The organism is Cognatishimia sp. WU-CL00825, assembly GCF_040364665.1.
Classification (GTDB): domain Bacteria; phylum Pseudomonadota; class Alphaproteobacteria; order Rhodobacterales; family Rhodobacteraceae; genus Cognatishimia.
The window spans coordinates 585,248-597,681 of record NZ_BAABWX010000001.1 but is presented as its reverse complement, the minus strand read 5'-3'; the positions used below and the strand labels follow the sequence as shown (position 1 = coordinate 597,681).

General features: G+C 52.4%; 16 protein-coding genes. All 16 read right to left on the bottom strand.

What is annotated here, in order from left to right; genetic code table 11:
- Window position 1 precedes the first annotated feature (1 nt).
- On the bottom strand, window positions 2–1,039 hold the full coding sequence (nuoH, locus tag ABXG94_RS02900) for an NADH-quinone oxidoreductase subunit NuoH (protein ID WP_353532195.1): 1,038 nt from the start codon (window positions 1,037–1,039) through the stop codon (window positions 2–4).
- 6 nt (window positions 1,040–1,045) lie between these two features.
- On the bottom strand, window positions 1,046–1,462 hold the full coding sequence (locus tag ABXG94_RS02895) for a YNQ4 family lipoprotein (protein WP_353532194.1): 417 nt from the start codon (window positions 1,460–1,462) through the stop codon (window positions 1,046–1,048).
- A 6-nt stretch (window positions 1,463–1,468) separates the two neighbouring features.
- Complete coding sequence (gene nuoG / locus ABXG94_RS02890; protein WP_353532192.1) at window positions 1,469–3,487, bottom strand: NADH-quinone oxidoreductase subunit NuoG; 2,019 nt, start codon at window positions 3,485–3,487, stop codon at window positions 1,469–1,471.
- A 2-nt stretch (window positions 3,488–3,489) separates the two neighbouring features.
- Window positions 3,490–3,876 (bottom strand): DUF5333 domain-containing protein, encoded by a 387-nt coding sequence (locus ABXG94_RS02885; RefSeq protein ID WP_353533987.1) that lies wholly within the window; start codon window positions 3,874–3,876, stop codon window positions 3,490–3,492.
- Window positions 3,877–4,048: 172 nt separating this feature from the next.
- Window positions 4,049–4,423 (bottom strand): hypothetical protein, encoded by a 375-nt coding sequence (locus tag ABXG94_RS02880; protein ID WP_353532190.1) that lies wholly within the window; start codon window positions 4,421–4,423, stop codon window positions 4,049–4,051.
- Complete coding sequence (locus ABXG94_RS02875; RefSeq protein ID WP_353532188.1) at window positions 4,423–4,851, bottom strand: DUF5333 family protein; 429 nt, start codon at window positions 4,849–4,851, stop codon at window positions 4,423–4,425. Before ABXG94_RS02875 ends, ABXG94_RS02880 begins: the two co-directional genes overlap by 1 nt.
- 13 nt (window positions 4,852–4,864) lie before the next feature.
- On the bottom strand, window positions 4,865–6,163 hold the full coding sequence (gene nuoF / locus ABXG94_RS02870) for an NADH-quinone oxidoreductase subunit NuoF (protein ID WP_353532187.1): 1,299 nt from the start codon (window positions 6,161–6,163) through the stop codon (window positions 4,865–4,867).
- A gap of 6 nt (window positions 6,164–6,169) precedes the next feature.
- Window positions 6,170–6,397 carry a DUF5337 domain-containing protein gene (locus tag ABXG94_RS02865; RefSeq protein WP_353532186.1) on the bottom strand — a complete coding sequence of 76 codons (228 nt, stop codon included), beginning with the start codon at window positions 6,395–6,397 and terminating at the stop codon, window positions 6,170–6,172.
- Between the two features lie 3 nt (window positions 6,398–6,400).
- Entirely contained in the window at window positions 6,401–7,573 is a 1,173-nt protein-coding gene (locus tag ABXG94_RS02860) for an NADH-quinone oxidoreductase subunit E (protein WP_353532184.1), read from the bottom strand.
- Window positions 7,573–8,787 (bottom strand): NADH-quinone oxidoreductase subunit D, encoded by a 1,215-nt coding sequence (locus ABXG94_RS02855; RefSeq protein WP_353532182.1) that lies wholly within the window; start codon window positions 8,785–8,787, stop codon window positions 7,573–7,575. Before ABXG94_RS02855 ends, ABXG94_RS02860 begins: the two co-directional genes overlap by 1 nt.
- On the bottom strand, window positions 8,787–8,909 hold the full coding sequence (locus ABXG94_RS02850) for a hypothetical protein (protein WP_353532181.1): 123 nt from the start codon (window positions 8,907–8,909) through the stop codon (window positions 8,787–8,789). The genes ABXG94_RS02855 and ABXG94_RS02850 overlap by 1 nt, the downstream gene beginning before the upstream one ends.
- The gene (locus ABXG94_RS02845; protein WP_353532179.1) at window positions 8,909–9,514 is read right to left on the bottom strand and encodes an NADH-quinone oxidoreductase subunit C; all 606 of its coding nucleotides are present in this window, start codon (window positions 9,512–9,514) and stop codon (window positions 8,909–8,911) included. The genes ABXG94_RS02850 and ABXG94_RS02845 overlap by 1 nt, the downstream gene beginning before the upstream one ends.
- Window positions 9,511–10,044, bottom strand: a complete 534-nt coding sequence (locus ABXG94_RS02840; protein WP_353532178.1) for a NuoB/complex I 20 kDa subunit family protein — start codon at window positions 10,042–10,044, stop codon at window positions 9,511–9,513. The genes ABXG94_RS02845 and ABXG94_RS02840 overlap by 4 nt, the downstream gene beginning before the upstream one ends.
- The gene (locus ABXG94_RS02835; protein WP_353532177.1) at window positions 10,035–10,400 is read right to left on the bottom strand and encodes an NADH-quinone oxidoreductase subunit A; all 366 of its coding nucleotides are present in this window, start codon (window positions 10,398–10,400) and stop codon (window positions 10,035–10,037) included. The genes ABXG94_RS02840 and ABXG94_RS02835 overlap by 10 nt, the downstream gene beginning before the upstream one ends.
- Before the next feature lie 372 nt (window positions 10,401–10,772).
- A complete protein-coding gene (locus ABXG94_RS02830; protein ID WP_353533985.1) occupies window positions 10,773–11,555 on the bottom strand; it encodes a crotonase/enoyl-CoA hydratase family protein in 783 nt (260 codons plus the stop codon).
- A gap of 30 nt (window positions 11,556–11,585) precedes the next feature.
- The gene (locus tag ABXG94_RS02825) at window positions 11,586–12,434 is read right to left on the bottom strand and encodes a hydroxymethylglutaryl-CoA lyase (RefSeq protein ID WP_353532176.1); all 849 of its coding nucleotides are present in this window, start codon (window positions 12,432–12,434) and stop codon (window positions 11,586–11,588) included.

Sequence of the window (12,434 nt, the reverse complement as noted above, 5' to 3'; positions counted from 1 at the left end):
ATCAGCCTCCAATCGCCCAGCGAGCATATGCGCCGCCGAAAGCTTCGAATTTTGCAAAGAATGCTACCAGAACCACCCAAACCAAAGACATCGGCAAGAAGACTTTCCAACCTATACGCATCAGTTGGTCATAGCGGTAACGCGGCGTGATGGCTTTTACCATGGCGAAGATAAAGAAGAAGAATGCCATTTTACCAACCATCCACAGCGCGCCATCCGGCAGGCCAGGAATTGGGGACAACCAACCACCAAAGAACAGCAGTGACGTCAGGGCGCACATCAGGAAGATTGCGATATACTCGCCCGCCATAAACAACAGGAAGGGTGTCGAGGAATACTCAACTTGATAGCCAGCCACCAATTCGGATTCTGCTTCGGGCAAATCAAATGGCGGCCGGTTGGTTTCAGCAAGCGCAGAAATAAAGAACAGGAACACCATTGGGAAGTGCGGCAACCAATACCAGCTAAAGAACCCGTATGCGCCATCTTGCGCGCGCACAATGTCGCCAAAGTTCATGGAACCAGTCGACAGCACAATGCCGATGATGATCAGGCCAATCGAGACTTCGTAAGAAATCATCTGAGCAGCAGAGCGCAACGATCCCAAGAATGGATACTTAGAGTTGGACGCCCAGCCCCCCATGATCACGCCATAAACTTCCAAAGAAGACACCGCAAAAACATATAGAATAGCAACGTTGATGTCAGACAACACCCAACCATCATTAAACGGAATAACCGCCCAGGCGATCATGGCCAATACAAAGGAAGTCAAAGGGGCCAGCATGAAAACGGTCTTGTCGGCCCCTGCGGGTACGACCACCTCTTTCACAACGTATTTTAGCGCGTCAGCAACGGTTTGCAGCAACCCCCAAGCGCCAACAACGTTGGGGCCACGGCGCATCTGAACTGCTGCCCAAATTTTCCGGTCCCCGTATACAAGGAACAGTAGCGAAACCATTACAAAGCCTAAGACGGCCAAAACCTGGGCGACGATCAAAACGCCTAAACCTAGGGGAGTGGTAAAGAAATCAGCCATATGTCCTCACACCGTGGGTATTCTGTTCTCAGCGCAGCTTGAAACCGCGACTTCTGCGTCAATGGTTTTCAAACCACGGGGCAGTGCCGACGAGATGGTGTAAACAGCATCCCCCCGCCAAATTCCACCCTGAAATTCAACTGTTGTTCTCAGATGTCGCGCAAATCCATAACCGCGGATCAGCGTGTATTGTGCAGCTGCACATTCGCTATAGGCCACAACATCTGCTTCATCTCTTGCGTCGCGCATTTCAACGTGGAAATTGACCAAATCGCCATCCAACAAGCGCGTTTCCACACCGTCATAAGATGGATCAAATGCCACCACGTCGCGTGATACGGTTTTGTCCTCTTGCACTGCACAGGCTGACAGGCCGGCCGAAGCCGCCAATACTGTCAGAACACGGTGCAAAAAGAGCTTCATCCGTTCTTACTCCGCCGCAATCTTTGTTTCACCGCGCGCTTTGGCTTGAGCTGAAAGCTCTGCCATCAACTGGCTTGCGCGGGCGATTGGGTTGGTCAGATAGAAATCAGCAACACCGCTGCGGAAATCTGCTTTGCCCAGTTTATCAACCGCCAAAGGCTTCCATTCGTTTTCTACAACTTGATCGACCTTGGCCAAATGCGGCACCTCTGCGATCATCGCCGTGCGCAATTGCGCCAAGCTGTCAAACGGCAGTGCTTCACCCAACTCTGCCGAAAGCGCACGCAGGATCGCCCAGTTTTCTTTGGCTTCGCCAGGGGCAAAATTCGCCCGCATTGCCAATTGTGGACGGCCTTCCGTGTTCACGAATAGACCGTTTTCTTCGGTATAGGCCGCAGCAGGCAAAATCACATCCGCGCGATGCGCCCCACGGTCACCATGCGAGCCTTGGTAGATCACAAAGGCACCCGCATCGATGTCAACTTCGTCAGCGCCCATGTTGTAAACAACTTCGGCCCCTTCAATCGCAGCAGGAACGCCACCTTCGGTGACCGCGCCCACATCCATGGCACCCACACGGCTGGCGGCGGTATGCAACACCATCATCTTGCCGTTGGTGCGCTGCGACGCGTTCATCGCGTGGCCGAGAACCGCCAAGCCATCTGCTTCGGTCAAGGCACCTGCCCCAACGATGATCACCGATGGTTTTTCCAAAATTTCTTTGAATTCGTGTTTTTCAAGACCCGCCAAAGCCTCACGGCCGGTGCCCATTTCAAACACGTCAAATGTTAGATCATTTGGCGCGCCAATATTGGCAACCTTTGCACCGTTCAACCAGGCTTTGCGCAGACGCGCGTTTAACACCGGCGCTTCTGTGCGTGGGTTAGTGCCGATCAGCAGGATGAACTCGGCAGTGTCGATATCTTCAATGCTGGCATTGCCAACATAGCCCGAACGGTTGCCAATCGGCAGACGCGCGTTGTCTGTCCGGCATTCAACAGTGCCGCCCAAAACGCTAACCAAAGATTTCAGCGCATAGGCCGCTTCGGTCGAGGCCAATTCACCCACGAGTCCGGCAACTTTCTTGCCCTTCATCGCAGCCGCAGCTTTGCCCAAGGCTTCGCCCCAGGTGGCGGCGCGCAGCTTGCCGTTTTCACGCACATAAGGACGATCAAGGCGCTGACGACGTAAGCCATCCCAAACAAAACGGGTTTTATCGGAAATCCACTCTTCATTCACGCCATCATGATTGCGCGGCAAAATCCGCATCACTTCACGACCTTTGGTATCCACGCGAATGTTGGAACCCAAGGCGTCCATCACGTCGATGGTTTCGGTTTTGGCCAATTCCCAAGGACGTGCGGTAAAGGCATAGGGCTTGGATGTCAGCGCCCCAACTGGGCAAAGGTCAATGATATTGCCCTGCAGGTTGCTATCCAGTGTTTCGTTCAAATAACTTGTGATTTCTGAATCTTCACCACGACCGGTTTGGCCCATCTGGGTGATACCAGCGACCTCAGTAGTAAACCGAACGCAGCGCGTGCAAGAAATACAGCGGGTCATGGTTGTTGCAACCAACGGCCCGAGATCCAAATCTTCAACCGCGCGCTTTGATTCTTTGAAACGCGAGCCAGAAAGACCATAAGCCACCGCTTGGTCCTGCAAGTCACATTCCCCACCTTGGTCGCAAATTGGGCAATCCAGCGGGTGGTTGATCAGCAGGAACTCCATCACGCCTTCGCGGGCCTTTTTGACCATCGGCGAGTTGGTTTTCACAACAGGCGCTTGGCCTTCAGGACCTGGACGCAGATCCTTTACCTGCATCGCGCAAGACGCGGCGGGCTTTGGTGGCCCGCCAACCACTTCGACCAGGCACATGCGGCAGTTGCCAGCAATGGACAGTCTTTCATGGTAACAGAACCGCGGCACTTCTACCCCGGCTTGCTCGCAGGCCTGGATCAGCGTCAGGGCGCCATCCACTTCAACTTCATGGTCATCAATAATGATCTTGCGTAGGTCAGACATAGTTATTTGGCCCTTAACAGCGCGCCGATCTGGCTGGATTTCTTGATTTCCGTACGCCCAAGCGCACAGTATGTTTCCGGGTCATCGAAATTGACCCCATTGGCTTTCAGATAAGCTTCCCCACGACGGCGGAGCTCTGCTTTGTTCACATCGCTCTTTCGGAAAGCATCTATTTCGTCTTTGCTATAGCCCAAAGACTTTGCTTCTGAATGGATCGCATTGACATAGCGCAATGCGCGGATCATTCGCGCAGAAATTGTCGGGCAAATATTGCGAATTTCATCCGCAATCCCCACCCATAGCAACCCATCCGTTACGCTTTTAACGTTTTCCAAGGGTTGCTTGGCATTTGCTGTGCCTGCCGCCATCACCATCGCTAAAACCATCATACGCACCGTATCTCTCCTTCAACGCCAAACAGGGCTGCGAAACCGCGCCCTTTCTGGCCCAGATCAAGAGATCGACTGGGTGTTATGCAATAACAGGTCTGTTTCATGCCCAATTCAGCATGAAATTGCCGAGAACCGGCTTTTTTAGGACCCATATGTGCAGCGACTTGGTTCACGGTTTGCACTGCCCCTGAACAACGAGCTTGTCACCATCAAATTGCGGCTCGTCCTCGGGGCCATGCGACCAAGAAATAAGCGAAGTGCCATACTGTTTGATGCAATATTGCGTTCCACCGTAAGCCGCCGCCGCCCGCGCGCCATCAAGCGTCGCTGACGCTGGGCTAACTGCAACCGTGAAAACACTGCGGTCATCCTTGCTGACCTTTGCAGCCTTGATACGGAAACGCTGTTCGTCAAAACGCAGGCCAGTGTCTTTCTGGAAACGGCCACACGCAGACATCGACAAGCTCGCGATAAAAAGTATCGCTACGCCACAGCGCCAAGGCTGAACGTTCAAAGACAATGAAGATGACTGCGGTGTTTGCATTACTTTCGACCTCGTAGATATTTACCGATCAATGAGCTCTTTTGAATCTCAGAAAATCCAGGAGTGCAGAAAGAATTTCTGACTTGAGGATCAACCCCAGCTTTTTCAAAAAAACCAACAATCTTCTTTTCATGTTCTTTTTTGTCAATCGCGTCAATTGCATCCAGAACGGCGCGTCGTCTACGACTTTCATCCACGAACTTCTCGTAAACGCCTTCAAAAAATTTCTGCTTTTGGTGGTCGCTGAACACGATTTTCCTACATTTTTTTGCAATTATATAAGCAATATCCAGGGCAAGAACTTCGTCACGAATCTCTTTAGTAAGAAACTCACCCTTAGATGGCGCAGCCGAAACTGGGCCCGTGGCGAAAGAAAGCGCCAATACCGCTGAAACTGCGGACTTTTTTAAAAATTTTGTATTAAACATTGTCATCTCTAATTTACTCTGCAGCCATCGCGCCCATACGGCCCGTTTTTTGCGCTTTGATACGGTCTTCGATTTCTTCACGGAAATTGCGGATCAAGCCCTGAATTGGCCAAGCTGCCGCGTCTCCCAATGCGCAAATTGTGTGGCCTTCGACCTGTTTGGTCACATCCCACAACATGTCAATTTCTTCTGGATCCGCTTCGCCTTTGACCAAACGCTCCATCACACGCATCATCCAACCGGTGCCTTCACGACATGGCGTGCATTGGCCACAGCTTTCGTGCTTATAGAATTTCGCCAAGCGCCAGATTGCCTTGATAATGTCAGTCTGCTTGTCGATCACAATCACCGCCGCCGTCCCAAGGCCTGACCCCAATTCGCCGCGCAGATAATCAAAATCCATAATCGCGTCGCGCATGTTTTCACCGCGCACACAGGGAACAGAGGAACCACCCGGAATAACAGCCTGCAAATTGTCCCAGCCACCGCGAATGCCACCGCAGTGCTTTTCAATCAGCTGTTCAAACGGAATAGACATCGCTTCTTCGACAACACAGGGGTTGTTGACGTGGCCAGAAATCGCAAACAGTTTTGTGCCCGCGTTGTTGGCACGGCCAAAACCTGCAAACCATTCAGCACCACGACGCAGGATTGTTGGTACAACCGCAATGGACTCAACGTTGTTCACAGTAGTTGGGCACCCATACAGACCCGCGCCCGCCGGAAACGGCGGCTTCATGCGTGGCATGCCTTTTTTGCCTTCAAGGCTTTCCAGCAATGCGGTTTCTTCACCACAAATATAAGCGCCTGCACCATGGTGCAGAAAGACATCAAAGTCCCAACCGGAGCCAGCTGCGTTTTTGCCTAGCATGCCCTTGTCATAGCATTCATCAATGGCGGCCTGCAGCGCTTCGCGTTCGCGAATATATTCGCCGCGCAAGTAGATATAGCAGGTGTGTGCATTCATCGCGAAAGAGGCAATCAGCGCCCCTTCAATCAAAGTATGCGGATCATGGCGCATGATTTCGCGATCTTTACAGGTGCCCGGCTCTGATTCATCCGCGTTGATCACCAGATAAGACGGGCGGCCATCGCTTTCTTTGGGCATAAATGACCATTTCAGGCCTGTCGGGAAACCCGCGCCACCACGGCCACGCAGACCAGATGCTTTCATCGTGTCGATGATCCAGCCGCGGCCTTTTTCGATTATGCCTGCGGTGCCATCCCAATGGCCACGCTGCTGCGCCCCTTTAAGGGTACGCTCGTGCATACCGTAGAGATTGGTAAAGATACGGTCTTGATCTTTGAGCATCCCGTTCTACCCTTCCGTTTTCTGACGCGCGCGCCAGATCTGATAAACATTCACCAGCGCCCAAATCAGCGCCGCAATGGCAGCAAAGTCGAACAACAAGGCAAACCGCCCCGGCAATCCGATCTGCCGTCCAACCACCTGGATGAGCATCCAAAACACAAGCGTTCCTGCAATTACAAGGCTGACTGTGCGGCCTCGTTTTGCCAATTGCTGCTCTGTTTGCCCCTCCGTCATTTTCTAGTCCTCGTAAACGTCGCCTTTTTTGACGCGTTTCGCGAACTCTGTCTCTTCACCAGCCGCAAGCTTTTTGGCTTGGTCAATCCACCCATCGCGTTCGATGCGGCCTTTGAACGACAGGCGGCTGTCAACCCATGCCACTTCTTCAGCGCCCCAAGCAGCGACCTGATCAAAGTGATAGAAACCCAACTCGTTAAGCGTTGCTTCAAGCTTTGGCCCAACACCTTTCAGTTGCTTAAGATCGTCCGCACCACCCGCACGCGCAGCGCCTAGGGTCTCAGGGGCAGATTCAGAAACTTCAGCGGTGTCATCTGATTTCTTCGGCGCAGGCTTTGTGGGCGCGGCTTTCTTTGCAGCTGGTTTGGCGGCTTTCTTGGCGTCTTCGGCTTGTCGAACTGCGGGCATTGCAGGCGCAGGCGCCGTCGGAGTTGGCTCTGCCGCAGCGCGACCGGCCACGACGCCATCTTTGCCAATCCATGACGTATTAAGTGGCACTTCGGTTCCGTCAATGCGTTTGATGCTGTCGCCAATATCTGTCGCCAATTGTACCGACGCATTATACTGAGTTTTACCAGAGTCATATTCGGTCAGCGACGTCAAACCTGACAAAGGCTCTGCGGCATAGCGGCCATTCTGCGGACCAGCCACAGGCACTTTGCCTGCCGCCATCTCGTCCAACATCTTGGCCAAACCTTCGGTGGTCAGATCTTCAAAATAATCTTTGCCAATCTGAGCCATGGGCGCGTTGGTGCAAGCCCCAAGACATTCCACTTCTTCCCAGCTGAATTTGCCATCTGCAGATAATTCATGTGGGTTTGCAGCGATTTTCTCTTTGCAAACCGCAATCAGATCTTCGGCACCACAGATCATGCAGGACGTTGTGCCACAAATCTGAATATGCGCCACAGAGCCAACAGGCTGCATTTGGAACATGAAATAGAAAGATGTGACTTCAAGCACACGAATATAGGCCAAACCCAGCATGTCAGCGATATATTCAATCGCCGGTTTGGTCACCCAGCCCTCTTGTTCCTGTGCACGCCACAAAAGTGGGATCACAGCCGAGGCCTGACGACCTTCTGGGAATTTGGTTATTTGCGCTTCAGCCCAAGCCTGATTGGCAGGCGTGAACGCAAAGCTTTCGGGTTGCTCATGATAAAGACGGCGCAACATTAGCGGTCAATCTCCCCAAAAACGATGTCCATTGTGCCGATAATCGCGGCGACGTCAGCCAACTGATGGCCTTTAGCCAAGGTGTCCATGGCTTGCAAATGTGGATACCCCGGCGCACGAATTTTGCTGCGATAGGGTTTGTTAGATCCATCGGCCACCAGATACACACCAAATTCACCTTTGGGTGCTTCAACAGCGGCATAAACTTCACCTGCAGGCACGTGAAAACCCTCGGTATAAAGCTTGAAGTGATGGATCAGGCTTTCCATAGAGGTTTTCATCTCGGCACGTTTGGGCGGTGTGACCTTGCCACGTGCCAGAACGTCGCCAGTGGCTTCACGCAGTTTCACAATCGCCTGACGCACGATCGACACCGACTGACGCATTTCTTCCATGCGCATCAGATAACGATCGTAACAGTCGCCGTTTTTGCCAACTGGAACCTGGAACTCAAACTCGTCATAGCATTCATACGGCTGCGCACGACGCAGATCCCATGCCAGACCAGCAGAGCGCGCCATAACGCCACTAAAACCATATTGCATGACCATTTCTTCATCGACGACGCCGATATCAACGTTACGTTGCTTGAAGACGCGGTTTTCAGTCAACAGACCATCAATGTCTTCCAACACCTGCGGGAATGTCAGCGTCCATGCTTCGATATCATCCAACAGCGCGTCGGGAATATCCTGATGAACGCCCCCCGGACGGAAATAAGCCGCGTGCAAACGCGCGCCACAGGCCCGTTCGTAGAAAATCATCAGCTTTTCGCGTTCTTCGAAACCCCAAAGCGGCGGCGTCAGTGCGCCAACGTCCATCGCCTGAGTGGTCACGTTCATCAAGTGGTTCAGCAAACGGCCGATCTCACAGAACAAAACCCGGATCAAAGACCCACGACGCGGCACAACCGTGCCAGTCAGCTTTTCAATAGCCAAACACCAAGCGTGCTCTTGGTTCATCGGCGCAACATAGTCCAGCCGGTCAAAATACGGCAGGTTTTGCAAATAGGTCCGGCTTTCCATGAGCTTTTCAGTCCCACGGTGCAGCAAACCAACATGCGGATCACAACGTTCGACAATCTCGCCGTCCAGTTCAAGAACCAAACGTAGAACCCCGTGCGCTGCCGGGTGCTGCGGACCGAAGTTCAGATTGAAGTTACGAATTTTCTGTTCGCCAGATTGGGCGTCTTCAAAACCTTTGGAGCCGTCCATTATTTGGTCTCCTTGCGCATACGTGCCACCACACGGGCTTTCTTGGGTGCCGGTGCCGAAAGCAACATCGCTGCAATCAAAACAGTGGATACTAACAAAGCAATCTCAGTCAGAAACGGCATCATTTCGCCCCCTCTTTTTCGTCGCCTGGCAAAATGTAATTGGCACCTTCCCAAGGGGACATAAAGTCAAACTGACGGTATTCCTGCGTCAGGCTTACTGGTTCATAAACCACACGCTTAAGCTCTTCGTCATAACGCACTTCGGTATAACCCGTTGTCGGGAAATCCTTGCGCAGCGGATGACCTCGGAAACCATAGTCCGTCAACAAACGGCGCAAATCCGGGTGACCTGTAAAGATAATGCCAAACATATCAAACACTTCACGCTCAAACCAGTTTGCCCCGGCATGCACAGAAGTGATAGATGGCAGCATTTCGTCCTCGCGGACAGACACACGCAAGCGAATACGATGGTTCTGATGCATCGACAGCAAGTGGTAAACCACATCAAAACGTTTGACCCGCTCTGGGTAATCTACAGCGGTCTGGTCGATCAACAGAGTGAATTTGCAGGTCGGTTCAGTCTTCAGAAACTCAACAAACGCAACCAGGTTCGACGGCGCAACATCGACATTCAGCTCGTCATGGGTCACGTCCCAACCCAGCACACAATCGGCGCGCTTTGCTTCAATCAGCGCGCCCAATTCCATCAATGCTTCACTCATCGTACAAGTGTCCCCGTGCGGCGAATTTTACGTTGCAACTGCAAAACACCGTACAGCAGCGCTTCGGCGGTTGGCGGGCAACCAGGCACATAGACGTCAACCGGCACAATCCGATCACAGCCACGTACTACTGAATATGAATAGTGATAATAGCCACCGCCATTAGCGCAGGATCCCATCGAGATCACATAGCGTGGTTCTGGCATCTGGTCGTAAACCTTGCGCAACGCGGGTGCCATTTTATTGGTCAGAGTGCCCGCGACAATCATCAGGTCAGACTGACGTGGAGAGGCACGCGGTGCAGTGCCAAACCGTTCAAGGTCATAACGCGGCATCGCAACCTGGATCATCTCGACAGCGCAACAGGCCAATCCGAATGTCATCCAGTGCAACGACCCTGTGCGGGCCCAGTTGATGATGTCTTCAGTAGAAGTCAGCAGAAAGCCCTTGTCTTGCAGCTCTGCGTTCAACGCTTGTGTGGCGACTTCTTTGTCAGCCCCAGCGGTGTTTACACCTGTCATCACTCCCATTCCAGCGCCCCCTTCTTCCACTCGTAAGCAAAGCCGATGGTCAGAACGGCGAGAAATACCATCATCGACCAAAATCCGACCATGCTGATATCCTTAAAGGCCACGGCCCAGGGGAAAAGCATCGCGATTTCCAAGTCAAAAATGATGAATAAGATCGCGACAAGATAAAATCGCACATCAAATTTCATACGCGCATCGTCAAAGGCATTGAAACCACACTCATACGCACTCACCTTCTCAGGGTCAGGGTTACGCACGGCAACAATAACAGCAGCTAGGATAAGAACGAGTCCAAGAGCAATGGCGATGGCCAGAAAGACGAGAATGGGAAGGTATTCCCTCAGCATCTCTTCCACGGGGCGGCTCCTTTCATGCAGACAATTTTCTGCAGTCAGATGGCTTATTGATCAGATTGGGGTTTACCTCTGCCCCAAGGTGGGGTCAACCAAATCTGGCTATATTCGACCGCTTTTGCTGGCGCTGTTAGCAAACCTTTAAGAAATACGACGATTGACCGGAAAAAACAGACCACCACCCAGCGCAGTCTTTTCAAACACAGCCTTCAAAATCCGCAAAGCATCAAAAGCGGATGCGCGGTTTGCTCCAGATATCGATTTTTTGAGACTCAACGATTCCCTTGGTCGATAAACACCCAACAACACTAAGGAAACGCCAAAACGCTTGACAAAACCACCTTAACATATGGCTAAAAGTTTGTTGAATGACCCTCAGAGCATCCAGCCCGGTTTTCGCTTATCAAAGAACGCCGCCACACCCTCTTTGGCTTCATCTCCGTCCCAGCACTTCACCAGTTCCGCAATAGTGTGGTCGATTGCCGCATCATCAATCCGCGGCCCAAATCTACGGGCCAAAGCCTTGGCACGCGCCACGGCTTGCGGTGCACAGTTTAAGTAAGGCGCAATCTCAGCTTCGACCGCGCGATCCAGATCCGCTGGGCAAACCACCTCTGCCAAAAGTCCCAGAGATTTCGCTTCGTCGGCCTTAAAGATCCGCGCCGACATAAACACGCGTCGCGCCATGGCTTCGCCCATCCGGGCCAAAACATAGGGGCCGATTGTTGCCGGGATCAATCCCAACCGGGTTTCCGTCAGACCCATGCTCAAAGTGTCAACACCAATCGCCACGTCACAGACCGAGGCCAGTCCAACGCCACCTCCAAAAGCATTACCTTGCAAACGACCAATCAGCGGTTTTGGCATTTCATTCAATGCGTTCAGCATTTCAGCCAATTTCCGGGCCTCGACAAAGCGCGTTTTCGGGTCAGCCGCCATCTGCTGCTTCATCCAGGCCAGATCCCCACCCGCACAAAAGGTCTTGCCAGCCCCCGTTAGCACCACAACCCGCACAGAAGTGTCTTTCCCCAGGGCTTTGGCCGCATTGGTCAGTTCTGCCATCATCAAAGCAGACATGGCATTGTGTTTTTCTGCTCGATCCAAGGTCAACGTTGCAACACCGCGTTCATCTATTTCGATGCGAATGGTCTGATACATAACCTGTTCCATTTCTCAAATTTCCGTCTTTTAACGCAGCGCCAACGCCATTTGACCGGCTTTCTCTAAAATCGCCGCATCTAATCCGGTCTCAAAGCCCAAAGCCAGAAGTCTTGCGTGCACTGCTTCTGTGGCCACATTACCAGCCGCACCTGGGGCATAGGGGCAACCACCCAATCCGCCGACAGCTGCATCAAACACCCGAACGCCTTTGTGTAACGACGCCTCGATATTGTCCAAAGCTCTCGCCGCTGTATCATGATAATGCCCTGCCAACTGTGCGACGGGAATTTCCTCAATCACCGCCTCAAGCATGGCCGAAATGCGATCTGGCGTCGCCTGCCCCAAAGTATCGCCCAGTGATATTTCATAACAACCAAGATCCTTAAGCGCTTTGGCAACGCGGGCCACTTGAACCGGATCCGTTGCACCATCATAAGGGCAATCTGTCACGCAGCTAACATAGCCGCGCACGGCAATACCATTTTCATTCGCAGTCGCAACAACCGGCGCAAACCGCTCTAAGCTTTCGGCAATGCTGGCGTTGATATTGGCTTTTGAAAACCCTTCAGACGCCGAGGCAAAAATCGCCACTTCATCAGCCCGGGCTGCAATCGCACGCTCAAGCCCCTTCATATTAGGTGTCAAAGCCGCATAAGACACGCCTGTGGCCCGTTGGATACCACCCAAAACATCCGCTGAATCTGCCATTTGCGGCACCCATTTGGGTGACACAAAGCTGGCAATTTCAATACGTTTAAAACCCGCAGCACTAAGGCAATCGACCAAGTCAATTTTATCGGCTGTTGCTATCAGTTTTTTTTCATTCTGCAAGCCGTCACGTGGGCCTACCTCAAATATCTCAACAAATTCAGTCAT